At 73.8% G+C, this 16,520-nt stretch carries 20 protein-coding genes; all 20 read left to right on the top strand.

From position 1 onward, the window contains the following. The first annotated feature begins 196 nt into the window (after positions 1–196). The 20 genes from BMW27_RS21910 to fliP all read left to right on the top strand — a co-directional run bounded on the left by BMW27_RS21910 (position 197) and on the right by fliP (position 16,452). Complete coding sequence (locus BMW27_RS21910) at positions 197–544, top strand: flagellar basal body rod protein FlgB (protein ID WP_091448440.1); 348 nt, start codon at positions 197–199, stop codon at positions 542–544. Then, positions 544–948, top strand: a complete 405-nt coding sequence (locus tag BMW27_RS21915) for a flagellar basal body rod protein FlgC (RefSeq protein ID WP_012947182.1) — start codon at positions 544–546, stop codon at positions 946–948. The genes BMW27_RS21910 and BMW27_RS21915 overlap by 1 nt, the downstream gene beginning before the upstream one ends. A 2-nt stretch (positions 949–950) precedes the next feature. Further along, a complete protein-coding gene (gene fliE, locus BMW27_RS21920; RefSeq protein WP_091448442.1) occupies positions 951–1,283 on the top strand; it encodes a flagellar hook-basal body complex protein FliE in 333 nt (110 codons plus the stop codon). Then, complete coding sequence (gene fliF, locus BMW27_RS21925; RefSeq protein WP_091448444.1) at positions 1,283–2,875, top strand: flagellar basal-body MS-ring/collar protein FliF; 1,593 nt, start codon at positions 1,283–1,285, stop codon at positions 2,873–2,875. Before fliE ends, fliF begins: the two co-directional genes overlap by 1 nt. Beyond that, a complete protein-coding gene (gene fliG, locus BMW27_RS21930; protein WP_175486619.1) occupies positions 2,872–3,957 on the top strand; it encodes a flagellar motor switch protein FliG in 1,086 nt (361 codons plus the stop codon). Before fliF ends, fliG begins: the two co-directional genes overlap by 4 nt. A gap of 139 nt (positions 3,958–4,096) precedes the next feature. Next, positions 4,097–4,762, top strand: coding sequence for a FliH/SctL family protein (locus BMW27_RS21935; protein WP_091448447.1), 666 nt, complete (start codon positions 4,097–4,099; stop codon positions 4,760–4,762). Beyond that, positions 4,759–6,066 (top strand): FliI/YscN family ATPase, encoded by a 1,308-nt coding sequence (locus tag BMW27_RS21940; RefSeq protein ID WP_091448449.1) that lies wholly within the window; start codon positions 4,759–4,761, stop codon positions 6,064–6,066. Before BMW27_RS21935 ends, BMW27_RS21940 begins: the two co-directional genes overlap by 4 nt. A gap of 49 nt (positions 6,067–6,115) precedes the next feature. Then, positions 6,116–6,571 (top strand): flagellar export protein FliJ, encoded by a 456-nt coding sequence (locus BMW27_RS21945; protein WP_091448452.1) that lies wholly within the window; start codon positions 6,116–6,118, stop codon positions 6,569–6,571. Beyond that, positions 6,559–7,518: a lytic transglycosylase domain-containing protein gene (locus BMW27_RS21950; RefSeq protein ID WP_091448454.1), complete on the top strand. Its 960-nt coding sequence runs from the start codon at positions 6,559–6,561 to the stop codon at positions 7,516–7,518. Before BMW27_RS21945 ends, BMW27_RS21950 begins: the two co-directional genes overlap by 13 nt. Continuing rightward, the gene (locus tag BMW27_RS24445) at positions 7,515–8,840 is read left to right on the top strand and encodes a flagellar hook-length control protein FliK (RefSeq protein ID WP_175486620.1); all 1,326 of its coding nucleotides are present in this window, start codon (positions 7,515–7,517) and stop codon (positions 8,838–8,840) included. Before BMW27_RS21950 ends, BMW27_RS24445 begins: the two co-directional genes overlap by 4 nt. A 12-nt stretch (positions 8,841–8,852) precedes the next feature. Continuing rightward, positions 8,853–9,275 (top strand): flagellar hook capping FlgD N-terminal domain-containing protein, encoded by a 423-nt coding sequence (locus BMW27_RS21965; RefSeq protein WP_091448459.1) that lies wholly within the window; start codon positions 8,853–8,855, stop codon positions 9,273–9,275. A gap of 44 nt (positions 9,276–9,319) precedes the next feature. Then, positions 9,320–10,546: a flagellar hook protein FlgE gene (locus BMW27_RS21970; RefSeq protein WP_091448461.1), complete on the top strand. Its 1,227-nt coding sequence runs from the start codon at positions 9,320–9,322 to the stop codon at positions 10,544–10,546. Between the two features lie 283 nt (positions 10,547–10,829). Continuing rightward, on the top strand, positions 10,830–11,114 hold the full coding sequence (locus BMW27_RS21975) for a flagellar FlbD family protein (protein WP_012947171.1): 285 nt from the start codon (positions 10,830–10,832) through the stop codon (positions 11,112–11,114). Positions 11,115–11,117: 3 nt separating this feature from the next. Beyond that, a complete protein-coding gene (locus BMW27_RS21980; protein ID WP_091448463.1) occupies positions 11,118–11,888 on the top strand; it encodes a flagellar motor protein in 771 nt (256 codons plus the stop codon). A 103-nt stretch (positions 11,889–11,991) separates the two neighbouring features. Then, the gene (locus BMW27_RS21985; RefSeq protein WP_091448465.1) at positions 11,992–12,933 is read left to right on the top strand and encodes an OmpA/MotB family protein; all 942 of its coding nucleotides are present in this window, start codon (positions 11,992–11,994) and stop codon (positions 12,931–12,933) included. Continuing rightward, positions 12,926–13,405, top strand: coding sequence for a flagellar basal body-associated FliL family protein (locus BMW27_RS21990; protein WP_091448467.1), 480 nt, complete (start codon positions 12,926–12,928; stop codon positions 13,403–13,405). Before BMW27_RS21985 ends, BMW27_RS21990 begins: the two co-directional genes overlap by 8 nt. A gap of 119 nt (positions 13,406–13,524) precedes the next feature. After that, positions 13,525–14,478 carry a flagellar motor switch protein FliM gene (locus BMW27_RS21995; protein ID WP_091448469.1) on the top strand — a complete coding sequence of 318 codons (954 nt, stop codon included), beginning with the start codon at positions 13,525–13,527 and terminating at the stop codon, positions 14,476–14,478. Next, on the top strand, positions 14,475–15,224 hold the full coding sequence (gene fliN, locus BMW27_RS22000; RefSeq protein WP_091448472.1) for a flagellar motor switch protein FliN: 750 nt from the start codon (positions 14,475–14,477) through the stop codon (positions 15,222–15,224). Before BMW27_RS21995 ends, fliN begins: the two co-directional genes overlap by 4 nt. Further along, the gene (gene fliO / locus BMW27_RS22005; protein ID WP_091448474.1) at positions 15,221–15,616 is read left to right on the top strand and encodes a flagellar biosynthetic protein FliO; all 396 of its coding nucleotides are present in this window, start codon (positions 15,221–15,223) and stop codon (positions 15,614–15,616) included. The genes fliN and fliO overlap by 4 nt, the downstream gene beginning before the upstream one ends. Continuing rightward, entirely contained in the window at positions 15,616–16,452 is an 837-nt protein-coding gene (gene fliP / locus BMW27_RS22010; protein ID WP_091448475.1) for a flagellar type III secretion system pore protein FliP, read from the top strand. The genes fliO and fliP overlap by 1 nt, the downstream gene beginning before the upstream one ends. Positions 16,453–16,520 lie beyond the last annotated feature (68 nt).

Consider the following 16,520-nt stretch of genomic DNA (forward strand, 5'->3'; position numbering starts at 1 on the left):
GTCCACCCCATCGGCGTACTCGCACCACTCGCGTGGGCCCCGGCCGGTCAGGGGCCCGCCGGCCCGTGCCGATGACTGCAGAGCACGGAAAGCGCACCTCTCGCCACGGATCGGCGAACCACTCACTCGCTCGCGAGTGTCTCCTGCGTACCCGGAGGCCGATCGTGTCCCGTTGCCCTGCCCGAGGAAGAGCCCTGTGATCGGGGACGTCACCTCCTCGGCCCTGCACTCCGCCCTGACCGGGCTCGCCCAACGGCAGCGGGTCACCGCCGACAACATCGCGAACCTGCAGACGCCGGGCTTCCTGGCCGGCCGCGTCGACTTCGAGACCGGCCTCCGCGGCGCCCTGACCAGCGGCCAGACGCCCACCGCCACGACCGGCACGGTGAGCCGCTCCCTGGAGCCGACCCGGATGGACGGGAACAACGTGAACCTCGACGCCGAGACCGTCATCGCCACCGAGACCGGGCTGCGCTACCAGCTGGCGCTCAACGCCCTCGACGGGAAGTACAACGTCATGCGCACGGCGCTGCGGACCGCCTGATGAGCACCTTCGACTCGCTCGGCATCTCCGGCTCCGGGCTGCTCGTCCACCGCAAGTGGCTGGACGCCGTCTCGGACAACATCGCCAACATCAACAACGTCACCTCGACCGACCAGGACGCGTTCCAGGAGCGGCTGATCGTGGCGCAGGCCGTCGACTACGGGTCGGGGGAGGGTGGCGTCCGCGTGGCCCGGGCCGAGTACGGCAGCGCGGAGGGCCGGATGGTCCACGAGCCCGACCACCCGCTCGCCGACGCCAACGGCTACGTGAGGTACCCGGACATCGACCTGGGCGACCAGATGACCCAGCTGATCATGGCGCAGCGCGGCTACCAGGCGAACCTCGCCGTCGTCGAGCGCGCGACCACCGCGTACCAGGCCGCACTCCAGCTCGGGAAGGGCTGACCATGACGTCCCCCATCGGCGGCATCTCGTTCCCCTCCGCGGTGACCGGCCCGGCCGGGATCACCGGGGCGGCCGCCGCCCCGGACGCCGTCGCGCAGACCACCGCGGCCGGCGACAACGGCTTCGCCTCGATCCTGGTGTCCTCGCTGGAGGAGCTGCAGGCCAAGCAGGCGACGTCCGACGGCCTGGCCGTCCAGGCCGCCACCGGCGACCTGCGTGACGTGCACGACTACATGATCGCGGCCAACGAGGCGAAGCTCGCCACCGACATGGTCGTGACCGTCAAGAACAAGGCCGTCGAGGCCTTCAACGAGATCCTGAGGATGCCGATCTGATGCCTGCTGCCCTCGCCGGGCCGGTGGAGCGGATCCGGTCCGCGCTCGCCACGATCAGCCTCGGCCAGAAGGTCGTCATCGGCCTGCTCACCGCGGGGCTGCTCCTCGGCGGCTTCTTCTTCTACCGGTGGATCACCGCCCCCACCTACGCCCCGCTGTTCTCGAACCTGGCCTCGACCGACGCATCGGCGATCGTCGACGAGCTCAACGCGGCCGGCGCCGCCTACGAGCTCGCCGACGGCGGCGGCACCATCATGGTGCCGAACGAGCAGGTGTACGACCTGCGGCTGTCGATGAGCGGCAAGGGCCTGCCCGCCGGCAACGACACCGGGTACGCGCTGCTCGACGAGCAGGGCATCACGACCAGTGAGTTCCAGCAGCAGGTCACCTACCAGCGTGCCCTGCAGGACGAGCTGGCCCGGACCCTGGAGTCGCTGGAGGGCGTGCGCACCGCCGTGGTGCACCTGGCCCTTCCGGAGGAGGAGGTGTTCGCCTCCGACGAGGCCGAGCCCACCGCCTCGGTGCTGCTGGACCTGGCACCGGGCACCGCACTGGACAGCGGGCAGGTCCAGGCGGTAACCAACCTGGTCTCCTCCAGCATCGAGGGCATGGACCCCGAGCAGGTCACCGTCGCCGACGCCACCGGCGCGGTGCTCTCGGCCCCCGGCCAGGGCGTGACCTCGGCCGCCGGCGACGCCCGCTCGCAGCTCGAGCAGGACTACGAGGCCCGGTTGGCGTCCAACGCGCAGGCCGTGCTCGACCCGATCCTCGGCCCCGGCCGCGCCAAGGTGTCGGTCCGGGCCGACGTCGACCTCGACCAGCGCAGCACCACCTCGGAGACGCACACCTACGAGGAGGGCACCCCGCCGATCTCGGAGAGCACGACGACCGAGGAGTACACCGGCAACGGCGCCGCCGTCGGCGGCATCCTCGGCCCGGAGAACCAGGCCGACGCCGGAGCCGGGACCGGGGACTCCGCGTACAACAAGGAGTCCACGACCGCGAACAACGCCGTCGGAACGACCGTCGAGACCGTCGAGGGCGCCCCCGGGCGGATCAACCGGCTCACCGTCTCCGTCGTCATGGACGACGCCGTCGCCGGCAACCTCAACCAGGCGCAGGTCCAGCAGCTCGTCGGGAACGCCATCGGCCTCGACGTCGCGCGCGGCGACGACATCACCGTCGCCTCCATGGCCTTCGACACGACCGCCGCCGACGCCGCGGCCGCCGAGCTCGAGGCAGCCCGGGAGGCCGAGGAGCAGGCCCAGCTGTGGTCGCTCATCAGGACCGGCGGCATCGCCCTCGGCATCGCCCTGCTCGTGCTCGTCGTCTGGCTGCGGTCGCGACGGCGCGGGGAGGACGAGGAGGACTACGAGGCGCTGGAGCTCGCCGACGACGTGATGGCCGAGCTGGACCGCATCCGCATCGAGAGCACGCGCGCGGTGCCGGTCGTCGACAACGCGGCGCTGGAGATGGAGGCCGCCGAGCGGGCCCGGGTCCGTGGCGAGATCGCCACGATGGTCACTGAGAAGCCGGATGAGGTGGCCGCCATGCTGCGTGGCTGGCTGAGCGAGAGCGGTGCGAAGTCATGACGCTTGCGTCCGTCGAGCAGATGGTCGGCATGGCCCCCGCGGCCGCCCCGACCGCCGTCCTCCCCGCGGTGCGGGAGCGGCCGGAGATGCCGGGAGTGCGCAAGGCTGCGGTCTTCCTCGCCCAGCTCTCCAAGGAGGACGCCGGCGCGCTGCTGGCCAAGATGCGCCCGCGCGAGGTCGAGCTGGTGACCCGTGAGCTGATGAAGATCGGCTCGGTCGAGTCGGACGACGTCGACGGCGTCCTCGAGGAGTTCCACCAGCTGATGACCGCCCAGCGGTTCGTGGGGCGCGGAGGCGTCGAGTTCGCCCGTGACATCCTCGCGGCCGGCCTCGGTGAGGACAAGGCCGACGGCATCCTGTCCCGGCTGAACGTCGTCTACACCGAGGTGCCGTTCGCCTCGCTGCGCAACGCCGACGTCCGCCAGCTGGTCACCTTCCTCAAGGACGAGCACCCGCAGGTCATCGCCCTCGTGCTCGCCCACCTGACCGCCGCGCAGTCGGCCGAGGTGCTCTCCGGGTTCGCTCCCGAGCAGCAGGCCGCCGTCGCGCACCGCATCGCCACGATGGACCGCACCTCCCCGGAGATGGTCCGCCTGGTCGAGGAGGAGCTCGGCCGCCGGATGGGGTCGCTGCTCGCCCACCAGGACATGAGCACCGTCGGCGGCGTCGAGACCCTCGTCGAGATCATCAACCGCTCGCCGCGGCCGACCGAGCGCTCGATCCTCGAGTGGCTCGACAGCACCGACCCGGAGCTGGCCGAGCAGGTGCGGGCCCAGATGTTCGTCTTCGAGGACATCGTCACCATCGACGACCGCTCGCTGCAGCTGGTGCTGCGCGAGGTCGAGGCCAACGACCTGGCCACCGCGCTCAAGGGGGTGCGCCCCGACGTCCGCGACAAGGTCGTCCGGAACCTCTCCGAGCGTGCCGCGGAGAACCTCGCCGAGGAGATCGAGCTGCTCGGCCCGGTCCGCACCCGCACGGTCGAGGAGGCGCAGGCCAAGGTCGTCGGTGTCGTCCGCACCCTCGAGGAGCAGGGCGTGCTGACCATCTCGCGGGGCGGTGAGGACGATTTCGTCGCCTGAAGGACCTCCTGCCCCCCACTCGCAGGCTCGCGGCGGGACCCCGCAGGGGGCCACCGCAACGCGTGCCCAGCGGGAGTCCGCGCTGCTGCGCGGCGGCACCGCCGCGCAGGCCGCACCGCGTGCGCCGTACACCCGCGCGGTGCCGGTCCCCTCGCAGCCGACCGGCGAGCGGCGGACGGCGGTGCGCCGGGCGGCCGACGCGCCGGTGCCCGACGGCCGGACGTCGTTCCGGCTCGGCGACGTCTACGCCGAGGAGCTGGCCCGGCTGCGCGAGCACGCCCGCCAGGAGGGCTACGCCGCCGGCCACGCCGAGGGCTGCACGGCCGCCGAGACCGTGGTCGCCGAGGCCGAGCGGGCCGCCGAGGCACGTCTGGCCGAGGTGCAGGCCCGCTGGGAGCGGCGGATGGTCTCGGCCACCGCTGCCCTCGGCGCAGCCGTCAGCCAGCTCGAGCAGGCGGCCCTCCCGGTCGCCGAGGACGTCCGCGACTCGGTCATCACGATCGTGCTCACGCTCGTCGAGGACGTGCTGTGCCGCGAACTCGCGCTCGCCGACTCCCCCGTGGTGGACGCCGTGCGCCGGGCGCTGACGCTGTGCCCGGCCGACGCGCCCACCGTCGTCCGGCTGCACCCCGACGACCTCGCCGAGCTGCCCGCCGAGGCGCTGGCCGAGCTGCCGGACACGGTGCGGGTCGTCGGCGACCGCTCCGTCGAGCGCGCCGGCGCCGTCGCCGAGACCGGTCCCACCCGCGTCGACGCCCAGCTGGGCGCGGCGCTGGAGCGGGTGCGGGCGGTGCTCGCCCCGTGACGACGGGTCTGCTCGACCGCGCCCGCGCGGCGGCCCGCCCGCAGGTGACCGGCTCGGTCGTCGGCGCGATGGGCCTGACCCTCTCCGTCGAGGGGGTCGTGGCCGCCGTCGGCGACCTCGTGGAGATCAACCCCTCGCCGAGCGGCGGCCTGCTGGCCGAGGTCGTCGCGGTCTCCCGCGAGCGGCTGACGTGCATGCCGCTCGGCGAGCTCTCCGGCGTGCACGCCGGCGCGCGGGTGCGCGCCACGGGCATGCCGCTGCAGGTGCCGGTGGGCGAGGCGCTGCTCGGCCGGGTGCTCGACGGCCTGGGCCGGCCGGTGGACGGCGGCCCGCCGCTGGACCGGTCCGTGGAGTTCGTCGACCTGGCCAGCGAGACACCGCACGCCCTCACGCGCACCCGCGTCGAGGAGCCGCTGACCTCCGGCGTCCGGGTGCTGGACACGATGGTGCCGCTCGGCAAGGGCCAGCGCCTGGGCATCTTCGCCGGCTCCGGCGTGGGCAAGTCGACGCTGCTGGCGCAGATCACCCGCGGCACCGACGCCGACGTGCGGGTCATCGGCCTGATCGGCGAGCGTGGCCGCGAGGTGCGCGAGTTCCTCGAGGAGAACCTCGGCGAGGAGGGGATGGCCCGCACCGTCGTCGTCGTGGCCACCTCCGACGAGCCGCCGCTGGTCCGGCTGAAGGCTGCCTTCGTGGCCACCCGGATCGCCGAGGGCTTCCGCGACCAGGGCCGTGACGTGCTGCTGATGATGGACTCGATCACCCGCACCGCGATGGCCCAGCGCGAGGTGGGTCTGTCGGCGGGCGAGCCCCCGGCGACCCGCGGCTACCCGCCGAGCGTCTTCGCGATGATGCCCAAGCTGCTGGAGAAGGCCGGGACGGCGGCCGTCGGCTCGATCACCGGCCTCTACACCGTGCTGGTGGACGGCGACGACCACAACGAGCCGATCGCCGACACCGCCCGCTCCATCCTCGACGGGCACGTGGTGCTCACCCGGAAGCTGGCCACCCAGGGGCACTTCCCCGCGATCGACGTGCTCGAGTCGATCTCCCGCGTGGCCACCGCGGTCGTCCCGCCGGCGCAGATGGCCGACGCCCGCGAGGTGCGCCGGCTCATGGGTGCGCTGCGCGACGTCAAGGAGCTCATCGAGATCGGCGCCTACCAGGCCGGCACCGACCCGCTGGTCGACCGCGCCCGCCAGCTGGCGCCGGCGATCGAGTCGTTCCTGCAGCAGCCGACCGGCGAGCTGACCCCGGCCGGCGACTCCTGGGCGTGGCTGAACCGCATCGTGAGGTCGGCATGACGGCGCCCGCGGGGCCCCGCCGACGGTCCTCCGTGACCTCCTCCCGCCGGTGAAGCGGGCCGCCTTCCGGCTGCAACCGGTCCTCGAGGTGCGCCGCACCGAGGAGCGGGCGGCGGCGCTCGCCGCCGCCGAGGCCGCCCGGGCCGCCGCCGACGCCGACCGCCGCGCCACCGAGGCCGAGGCGGCGGTCGCCGCCGTCCTGCCGGCCGGTCCGGTCTCCCCCGGCGCCTTCGCCGCCGCGATGGTGCTCGGCCGGCTGGCCGCCGAGGACGCCGCCGCGGCCCGGTCGCTGGCGACCGCGTCGGCCGAGCAGGCCGAGCTGGTCCGCGCGGCGTGGACCGCGGCTGCCCAGCGCACCAAGGGCCTGGAGCGGTTGCGAGAACGACACCTCCAGGCGGTGCGACTGGCCGAGCAGGCTGCCGAGGAGAGGACCGTGGACGACCTCGTCACCGGCCGCTCCGGCCGCCGCACCCGCACCGACGAGGAGGCGGCGTGGACGGACTGACCGCGGTGCAGTCCCGGATCAGCGAGATCCAGGCCCGCTTCCTCACCGCGCCGCGCCCGGCGGCCTCCGCCGACTGGACCGCGGCCGCCACCGCCGCCGGACTCGCCGGCACCGGCGCCACCTCCGCGGCGGCGGGCACCGCCACCGCCGGCAGCGCCTCGGAGGGCGCCGTCGTCGCCGAGGCGCGCAAGTACCTCGGCGTCCCCTACCTGTGGGGCGGCACCGACCCGGCCAAGGGCCTGGACTGCTCCGGCTTCACCCAGCTCGTGTACGGCAACCTCGGCATCGACCTGCCGCGCACCTCCTCCCAGCAGGCCACCGCCGGCACCGCGGTCGCCTCGCTGGCCGAGGCACGACCCGGCGACCTGGTGTTCTTCGACCACTCCCCCGGCCGGCCGGGGATCGACCACGTCGGCATCTACGTCGGCGACGGCAAGATGATCGCCGCCCCGCAGGCCGGCGAGGTCGTCAAGGTGCAGGACGTCGGCAACCCGGCGGTCATCCGGCGGGTGCTGCCCGCGGAGACGGCGTCCACCGGGTCCGGGACGGCGACCGGCGCGTCGCTGTCCGGCGTCCCGTACGCCGACCTGTTCACCCGGGCCGGCAGCCGGCACGGCGTCGACCCGGCGCTGCTCGCCGCCGTCGCGAAGCAGGAGTCCGGGTTCAACGCCTCCGCGGTCTCCCCTGCCGGCGCCCAGGGCCTCATGCAGTTCATGCCCGCCACCGCCCGGGGCCTCGGCGTCGACCCGCTCGACCCGGCCTCGGCCGTCGACGGCGCGGCCCGCTACCTGGCCGGCCTGACCGAGCAGTTCGGCTCCACCGAGCTGGGCCTGGCCGCCTACAACGCCGGGCCCGGCACCGTCCGCCGGTACGGCGGCATCCCGCCGTACGCCGAGACCCAGAACTACGTCCGCAGCGTGATGAGCAAGGCAGAGGCCCTCCGATGACAGCACCCCTCGCACCGGCCCCGCCGGCGCCCGCGCCGGCCGCCGCGAGCCCGGCCGCGACCGATGCGCCCGGCGGGCGGGAGCGCTTCGCCTCCGCCCTGGACGACGCGGTCGCCGGCGGGCAGAGCGGCCTGCGTGGCCAGGAAGGCGCCGGGGAGACCGATGGTCCCCCGGCCGAGCCGGCTCCGGAGGCCCCGGCCGGCGAGCAGCCCCCCGCCGAGCAGCCCGTCGCACAGCCCGCCGTCTCCGGCGCCGGCATGCCACCGGGCCTGTGGGCCCTGCTCACCGGCATCGGCCCGGGCGCGCCCGGACCGGCGGACGCCGTCGACCAGGCCGCCGCCGGCTCCGCGGGCGCCGCGGTGACCGGCACCGTCGCCGGCACCGTGGCTGCGCCGCCCGTCGTCCCGGACGGCGTCCCCGCGGCGGTACCACCCGCCGACGTCCCCGCGGCGGTACCGCCCGCCGGCGTCCCCGCGCCCGCACCGACCGGGTTCCCGGCCGGTGCGGTCCCCGTCCCGGCCGCGCCGGCAGCCGACGCCGTCCTGCCCCCCACCCCCGGGCCGGCCCCGGCGACCGCCACGGCCGACCCGCTCCCCGGGTTCACCGTCGTGCTCGCCGCTGCGGACGCGCCCGGGCCCCCGGCGGCGCCGGAGCTCGTGGCCCCGGACCGCGTCGTCCCGCTCCCCCAGCCGGCCGCCACCCCGGCTCCGGCCGAGGGTGCCGGCACCGGCACCGGCTCCGCACCCGACCGGGACGCCCCGGCGCCGGCTCCTGCGCCGGCCACGGGTGCGAGCCCCGCCGCGGTGGCCACCCCCGCCGTCCCGATCCCCGCCGTCCCGACGACGGCACCGGTGCCGACCACCCAGCCGGCCGCCCAGCCGGCGCCGCCGGTCTCCGGTCAGGTCGCGCAGCAGGTCGCCGTCCTGCGCACCGCCCCGGACGGCACGCACACCATGACCGTGGTGCTCACCCCGGAGACCCTCGGGCCGGTCGAGGTCCAGGTGACCCTGAGCCAGGGCTCGGTCGACCTCGCGCTGAAGAGCGCCACGGAGGCCGCCCGCGCCGCGCTGCTGGAAGCCCTGCCCGAGCTGCGCCGCGACCTGGCCGGCGCCGGTCTCAGCCTCTCCAACGCCTCGGTCGACCGGGACACGGGCGGCTCGTGGGCCTCGGCGCAGCAGCAGGCGACCGGCGACCGCGCCGGCCAGCAGGGGCAGCCCGACGGTCGCAGCCGGCCGTGGCTGCGCGGCGCCGAGGCCGACTCGGGCCGCACCACCCCAGGAACCACCGCCGTCCCGTCGTCCGGCCTGGACGTCCGGGTCTGAGAGGAGCGACCGATGACCAGTCCCGTCTCCGGGGTGGGCGGCGCCGCCGGCGCACCCGCCACCAGCACGGTGACCCGCACCGACCAGATGGGCAAGGACGTGTTCCTGCAGCTGCTGGTCGCCCAGATGCGGTACCAGGACCCGAACAGCCCGACCAGCACCACCGAGTTCATGTCGCAGACCGCGACGTTCACCCAGGTGGAGAAGCTGGAGGAGATCGCCGCGCAGAACGCCTCCCTGGTGGCACTGCAGCGGTCGCTCTCCGCCGGCGCTCTCGTCGGCCACACGGTCAGCTACACCGACGAGAAGGGCGCCACGGTGACCGGCACGGTCGGTTCCGTGCGGATCTCCGGCGCCGAGCCCAGCGCGGTCGTCAACGGCGTCGACGTCCCGATCGGCCGGCTCACCGAGGTCTCGCTGCCCGGCACCCGCTGACGCCCCCCCACCCGCCACCCCCCGACACACCCGAGGAGCCCCCCGTGCTGCGTTCCATGAACTCCGCGATCTCCGGTCTGCGCGCCCACCAGACCAAGCTCGACGTCACCGGCAACAACATCGCCAACGTCAACACCGTGGGCTACAAGAGCTCCCAGACCGTCTTCGAGGACACCCTGTCCCAGGTCGTGCGCAACGGCTCGGCGCCGACGGCCCAGGCCGGTGGCACCAACCCGGCCCAGGTCGGCCTGGGTGTGAAGGTCGCCGGCATCACGACGAACTTCGAGCAGGGTGCGGCCCAGAACACCGGCCGGTCGACCGACTTCATGATCAGCGGCGACGGCTTCTTCATCACCCAGGCCGGCAACGAGCAGCTCTACACCCGCGCCGGGTCGTTCAGCTACGACGCCGCGGGCAACCTCGTCACCCCGGACGGCGCCCTGCTCCAGGGCTGGATGGCGACCGACGGCGTGGTGAACACCAACGGCCCGATCCGGCAGCTGACCGTCCCGTTCGGGGACGTCATGCAGCCCACCGAGACCGACACCGGCGCGGTGGTCGGCAACCTGTCCAGCGCGGCGGCCAACGGCACCGGCGTCCAGACCCAGATGACCATGTACGACGCCCTGGGCAAGGCGCACCAGATCAGCCTGTCGTTCACCAAGACCGGCGCCAACACCTGGAACGTCGTCGCCCGGGACGAGAACGAGGCCGTCCTCGCCAGCACCGCCGGCCCGCTGGCCTTCGACCCGATCGCGGGCACCCTGCCGGCCGCCTCGCGGACCTTCCAGATCACGCCGGACGCCTCGATGGCCGGCAGCTGGCCCGGTCAGATCACCATCGACCTGGCCGACCTGCGCCAGTTCGGCGGCCCCTCCGGGCTGACGCCCGCGCGGGTGGGCGGCAACGCGATGGGCTCCCTGCAGTCGATCTCGCTCAGCGGCGACGGCACGGTCATGGGCGTCTACTCCAACAACCTGCGCGAGCCGATCGGCAAGCTCGCCCTGGCCACCTTCGCCAACCCCGGCGGCCTGGCGAAGGCCGGGAACAGCTCCTTCCGGGTCGGCGACAACTCCGGTCAGCCGGCGATCGGCGAGCCCGGCGGCGGTGGGCGCGGCTCGCTCATCGCCGGCGCGCTGGAGATGTCCAACGTCGACCTGGCCGAGGAGTTCACCGGCCTGATCGTCGCCCAGCGCGGCTTCCAGGCCAACAGCCGCGTCATCTCCAGCTCCGACGAGGTGCTGCAGGACCTGGTGAACCTGAAGCGGTGATCGAAGGACCCTCCTGCCCCCCCACCGCACGCAGGCTCGCGGCGGGCCCCGGCAGGAGGGCCGCCCCCGGCAGGTGCGATGTGGCCCGGCCCCTCCTCGCGAGGGGCCGGGCCACCGTCGTCCGGGCACCCCTGCGTCCACGCAGGTCACCCCCCTCCCCCGCAGGGGTGAGGCGGCCCGTTCGGCTCAAGGCGGGCCCGCGCCACGCCGAAGACAACTGCAGACCGGCAGCCCCTCGAGCGGTCGCCGCCACCCCCTCCCCGAGCGAGCAAGAGGACCCCCCGTGATCCGTGTGACGCGCCTGAACGGAGAGCGGTTCGCGCTCAACCCCGACCTCGTCGAGAGGGTCGAGGGCCACCCCGACACCGTCGTGTTCCTGGTCGACGGGACCAAGTACATCGTCTCGGAGAGCGTCGACGAGGTGCTCGTGGAGATCCGCGAGTACCGGGCGAGCATCCTCGCCACCGCCTACGAGATGGACCGCGGCACCTACCGGTCGCCGTTCCGCACCACCGACGAGGACGCGCACGCCGCGGTCGTCCCCTTCCCGGCCCGCGAGGAGCGCTGACCCGTGGACCCCGCCACCCTGATCGGGTTCGTCGTCTCCCTCGTCGCGCTCCTGATCTTCATGGTCATGGAGGGGGCCGACCCGACGTCGCTGCTCTTCCTCCCCGCGATCATCCTGGTCATCGTCGCCACGTTCGGCGCGGCGATGTCCAGCCAGACGATGGACGACCTCAAGAAGCTGCCCGCCTGGTTCAAGATGGCCGTGATGCCGGCCAAGGTCCCGCCGGCCACCGAGCAGATCCAGACCCTGGTGAGCCTCGCCGAGAGGGCCCGCAAGGAGGGCCTGCTCGCGTTGGAGGCGCAGGTCAAGGCGATCGAGGACCCGTTCCTCAAGCGCGGTCTGCAGATGGGCATCGACGGCACCGACCCCGAGGAGCTGCGCGCGGTCCTGGAGAGCGAGATCTCCGCCAAGAAGGCGGAGGACAAGGTGGCCGCCAAGTTCATGAACGCGATGGGCGGCTACGCCCCGACCATCGGCATCGTCGGCTGCATCGTCGGCCTGATGAACGTGATGGGGAACCTCAGCAACCCCGAGTCGCTGGGCCCGATGATCGCCGCGGCGTTCGTCGCGACCCTGTGGGGCGTCATGGCCGCCAACTTCTGGTTCCTGCCGATGGGCGCCAAGATCCTGCGGGTCAGCGAGCTGCAGGCCGCGCAGATGGAGCTGCTGGTCGAGGGCATCACCGAGATCCAGGCCGGCACCAGCCCGCGCGCGGTCCGGCTCAAGCTCACCTCCCTCATCCCGCCCAGTGAGGTCGCCAAGGAGGCGGCATGAGCGGGAGCTGCGGCCATGAGCACGGCAGCGCCGCTCGCGTCGCCGACGAGCGCCCGGGCGCCGGCGTCGTGAGCGGGCTCGCGCACTCGACCGAGGGGACGCCGTGAGTTCCGGCGGCCACGGCGGCCGCCGCCGCGGCAAGAAGCACGAGGAGGAGGAGCACGAGAACCACGAGCGGTGGCTGGTGTCCTACGCGGACATGATGACGCTGCTCCTCGTGCTGTTCGTGGTGCTCTTCGCGATGAGCCAGGTGGACAAGGAGAAGTTCGCCGCCCTGGCCAAGGGCCTGTCCGCGAGCTTCGGCGGGCCGATCACCGTGCAGCCCGGACCGACGCCGGAGGGCTCGGTGCTCGACGGGCTGCCCGGTGCGGTCGACATCGCCTCGGCCATCGCCCCGGAGGAGACCGTCGAGCAGGCGGAGGTGGACGCCGCCGCCGCGCAGGCCGCGCTCGCCGAGGCGCGGCAGGTCGCCGCGGAGGCCCGGGCCGAGTACGAGGACCTCTCCGAGGTGCGGGAGCAGATCGCGGCCGCGCTGGCCGCCGCCGGCCACGCCGGTGCGGCGCGCTTCGAGATCGACGAACGTGGCCTGGTCGTGCACATCGTGGCCGACCAGGTCCTGTTCGACGCCGAGCAGGCGGTGCTGCGGCCCGAGGGCCGGCAGATCCTCGACGCGATCGCCCCCACGCTGCGCGGGCTGCCGAACTCCCTCGGGGTCGAGGGCCACGCCAACCACCTGCCGGTCACGCCCGGCGGGATCTGGCCGTCGAACTGGGAGCTGTCGGCCTACCGCGCGACGACCGTCGTCCGGTACCTGACGACCGGCGGGGTCCCGGGCGCCCGGATGGTCGCCAACGGCTACGCCGACACCCGGCCGCTGGTCCCGCCGACGGACCCGAGCTCCGTCTCCGTCAACCGCCGCGTCGACGTGGTGGTCCTGTCCGACGCCTCCGCCGAGGCCAAGGAACTGCTCCCCGGCCTCGACGCCGCGACCACCGACGCCGGTCCGACCGCCGCCGGCACCCCCCAGGAGGAGACCCATGGCTGACAAGAAGACGAAGAAGGACGAGACCCCCGAGGGGGACGAGGCGAAGGGCGGCGGCAAGAGGAAGCTGCTCCTCGTCGGCCTCGTGGTCGTGCTCGCGATCGCCGGTGCGGCGTACTTCTTCCTGTTCGCGAGCAGCGGCGAGGCCGAGGCGGCCCCGGAGCCCGAGCACGGTGGGTACACCGCCCTGGAGCCGATCGCGGTCAACCTCGCCGGCGGCGGCTTCCTCAAGATCGGCATCACCCTGGAGTACACCGCGGCCGCCGCCGCCGGCGGGCACGGCAGCGGTGGCGTCGACGGCGCCAAGGCCCTCGACCTGGTGATCGCCACCTACTCGCAGGCCCAGCCGGCGGACGTGGTGGGCGCCCGGGACGCGCTCAAGGAGGCCCTGGAGCACAAGATCGTCGAGGCCTACACCGAGGACGGCGTCCCGATGGTCATGCACGTCTACCTCACCGAGTACGTGACCCAGTGACCCCGGAGGCGCACCGTCGGTGAGCCTCCCTCGCACCACCCGTCACACCCGTCCGCCCTGACCGGCCGAGCCCCGCGCCGCCGGTCAGGGCGGACTCGTTCCCCGCCGATGAACCACGTGTGACCCGCCCCGAGAACGGACCCGCCCCCACCGGGCGCAGCCGCCGCGGCGAACCCCGCACCTACGACTTCCGACGCCCCACCAAGCTCTCGCGGGAGCACGTGCGGGTCCTGCAGATCGCCCAGGAGGCGTTCGCCCGGCAGACGACGACGGTGCTCACCACGATGCTGCGGGCCGGCGCACGGCTGGAGCTGCTGGGCATCGAGCAGCACTCCTACGACGACTACGTCGCCTCGCTCCCGGACCCCTGCTTCCTCGCGACCTTCACCATCGAGCCGCTGGCCGGCAAGGGCGTGCTGGCGTACCCGCTGGACATCGCGATGGCCGCCGTCGACCACATGCTCGGCGGCTCGGGCTCCGCCGACCAGCCGGACCGCCCGATGACGGTCATGGAGACGGCGATCACCAACCACCTGCTCGGCCGCCTGCTGTCGGAGTTCGCCGGCTCCTTCGCGCACATCATCGAGCTGCAGCCCGAGCTCAGCGAGATCGAGTACAACCCGCAGCTGGCCCAGGCCGCGGCCGGCTCGGACACCGTGATGGTGGCCTCCTACACCATCGGGATCGGCAGCCGCACCGGCGAGGCCACGCTGGTGCTGCCCTTCTCCTCCTTCCAGACGCCGCTGAACAACGCCGCCTCCCCGCAGCTGTCGGAGTCGGCCCAGGCCAAGCGCCGGCGCGCGTTCGAGGCGCTCAGCGAGCGGCTCACCCAGGTGCCGGTCGACGTCGGCGTGCGGTTCGCCCCGCTCGAGGTGTCGTCGGAGGACCTGCTCTCCCTCGCCGTCGGTGACGTGCTGCTGCTGCGCCACCCGCAGGACGCCCCGCTCGAGGTCACCACCAACGAGGTGACCTTCGCCTACGCGATCGCCAGCAACCACCGGCGCCGGCTCGCCGCCGCCATCGTCCCCACCCCGGCCACCTCGCAGAACCGAGCCCAGAAGGACACCGCATGACCGCCACCGTGGACCACACCCAGGCCTCCGAGACCGTGATCGCCGTCGTGGCCTCCGCCGCGCGGGCCGCGGCCGCGCTGGTCCCGGCGACGGCCGAGCTCGTCCCCGGCGCGCCGGTCAGCGACCCCGACGCCGTCCTCGCCCCGGCCACGGCCGCCACCGCGGTCGCGGCCAGGCTCTCCGGCGAGGTGAGCGGCGACGTCGTCCTCGTCGTCTCCGCCGAGGTCGTCGACGCCCTCGCCAACTCCCCCGTCGGCCCGATGGACGTCGCCACCGCGCTGCGCCCGGCCCTCGAGGCCGCCGCGGCGACCCTGGGCCGGGTGCGCGTCGACGCCGAGCGCACCGAGGACCCGGACACCGCGATGGACGGCCTGCGGGACAAGGGCATGTTCGTCGCCGTCCCGCTGCTGGCCGGCGGCGTCACCGTCGAGGCGGTCCTCGCCCTGCAGGTGACGCTGCCGCAGGCCCGCACCCAGCGCGGCAGCCTGGACCTGCTGCGGCACGTGGCCATGGAGGTCACCGTCGAGATCGGCCGCACCCGGATGACCGTCGGTGAGTTGCTCTCGCTGCACCCCGGCGAGGTGGTCGAGCTCGACCGCGCCGCCAGCGCCCCGGCCGACCTGCTGGTCAACGGCACGCTGATCGCCCGCGGCGAGGTCGTCGTCGTCGACGAGGACTTCGGCCTGCGGATCAGCGAGATCGTCACCGACGCCGCCGCATCCGAGATCGGGGCGCAGACGTCATGACGTGGATGGTCATCCGGCTGGTGCTCTCCCTGGCCTTCATCGGCGGCGTCCTCTGGTTCGCCGCGCGGGTCGCGAAGAAGCGCGGCATCGGCCAGGGCAACGGCCTCATCGAGGTGGTCGCCCGGCAGCGCATGGGCCGGGCCAGCAGCGTCAGCGTCGTCCGCATCGCCGACCGCGTGCTGGTCGTCGGCTCCACCGAGGAGCAGGTCACGCTGCTCGCCGAGGTGGACGGCGACGTCGTCGAGGAGGCCATCGCCGAGCGGCGGCTGGCCGCCCAGCCCGCGCTGACCGGCGGGCCCGGTGCGCCCGGCGCGCTCGCCGGCTCGGTGTTCGACCGCAACGGCTGGACGACGTTCGTCAGCCAGCTGCGCGAGCGGACGGTCCGCCGCTGATGACCTCCTCCCCCGCTCCCGTCCGGGGCGTCCCGGTCGCCCGGCGCGTGGGGCTGGTCCTGCTGCTCGCGGCGCTGCTCGGTGCGGTGCTCGCGCTGCTGGCCGGCCCGGCGTCCGCCGCTCCCACCGCGCCGGTCGAGCCCACGGCCCCGACCGCCCCCGTCGTCCCCGGCGTCGACGGCGGCGTGGACATCTCGATCGGCGGCGGCAGCCCCAGCACGTCGATCACGCTGATCCTCGCGATCACCGTGCTCTCGGTCGCGCCCGCGGTGCTGCTGCTGGCCACCTCGTTCACGAAGATCATCGTGGTGCTGTCGCTGACCAGGAACGCGCTGGGCATGCAGATGTCGCCCCCGAACACGGTGCTCACCGGCATCGCCCTGTTCCTGACCCTGTTCGTCATGGGCCCGGTGTTGTCCGAGATGAACGAGACCGCCGTCCAGCCGTACCTCAACGGCGTCATGACGGTGTCGCAGGCCTACGACGTGGGCGTCGTGCCGCTGCGGGAGTTCCTGCTCGACAACACCCGCGAGGACGAGCTGTCGCTCATGGTCGGGCTCTCCGGCGAGGAGGCCCCGACCGACGCCGCGGCGGTGAGCATGACGACGCTCGTCCCGGCGTTCGTGCTGTCCGAGCTGAAGAGCGCGTTCATCATCGGGCTGGTCGTCTTCATCCCGTTCCTGGTGCTGGACATGCTGGTCAGCGCCGCGCTCATGTCGATGGGCATGATGATGGTGCCGCCGGTGATCGTGTCCCTGCCGTTCAAGCTGCTGCTGTTCGTGGTGGTCGACGGGTGGGCGTTGATCACCACGGCGCTGGTGGGGAGCTACGGATGAGCGAGCTCGCGAGCTCGTCGATGAGCACAGCAGCGCTGCGAGCGGCGGCGACGAGCGCCGGTGAGGAG

Origin of the sequence: Geodermatophilus poikilotrophus, from assembly GCF_900111455.1 — a bacterium.
Classification (GTDB): domain Bacteria; phylum Actinomycetota; class Actinomycetes; order Mycobacteriales; family Geodermatophilaceae; genus Geodermatophilus; species Geodermatophilus poikilotrophus.

What these genes read in the sequence shown, in the direction of transcription:
- BMW27_RS21990 (WP_091448467.1), top strand. Translation starts at nt 12,926, where the DNA reads ATGGCTGACAAGAAGACGAAGAAGGACGAGACCCCCGAGGGGGACGAG.
- fliP (WP_091448475.1), top strand. Translation starts at nt 15,616, where the DNA reads ATGACCTCCTCCCCCGCTCCCGTCCGGGGCGTCCCGGTCGCCCGGCGC.
- fliF (WP_091448444.1), top strand. Translation starts at nt 1,283, where the DNA reads ATGCCTGCTGCCCTCGCCGGGCCGGTGGAGCGGATCCGGTCCGCGCTC.
- fliG (WP_175486619.1), top strand. Translation starts at nt 2,872, where the DNA reads ATGACGCTTGCGTCCGTCGAGCAGATGGTCGGCATGGCCCCCGCGGCC.
- fliO (WP_091448474.1), top strand. Translation starts at nt 15,221, where the DNA reads ATGACGTGGATGGTCATCCGGCTGGTGCTCTCCCTGGCCTTCATCGGC.
- BMW27_RS24445 (WP_175486620.1), top strand. Translation starts at nt 7,515, where the DNA reads ATGACAGCACCCCTCGCACCGGCCCCGCCGGCGCCCGCGCCGGCCGCC.
- BMW27_RS21965 (WP_091448459.1), top strand. Translation starts at nt 8,853, where the DNA reads ATGACCAGTCCCGTCTCCGGGGTGGGCGGCGCCGCCGGCGCACCCGCC.
- BMW27_RS21915 (WP_012947182.1), top strand. Translation starts at nt 544, where the DNA reads ATGAGCACCTTCGACTCGCTCGGCATCTCCGGCTCCGGGCTGCTCGTC.
- fliN (WP_091448472.1), top strand. Translation starts at nt 14,475, where the DNA reads ATGACCGCCACCGTGGACCACACCCAGGCCTCCGAGACCGTGATCGCC.
- fliE (WP_091448442.1), top strand. Translation starts at nt 951, where the DNA reads ATGACGTCCCCCATCGGCGGCATCTCGTTCCCCTCCGCGGTGACCGGC.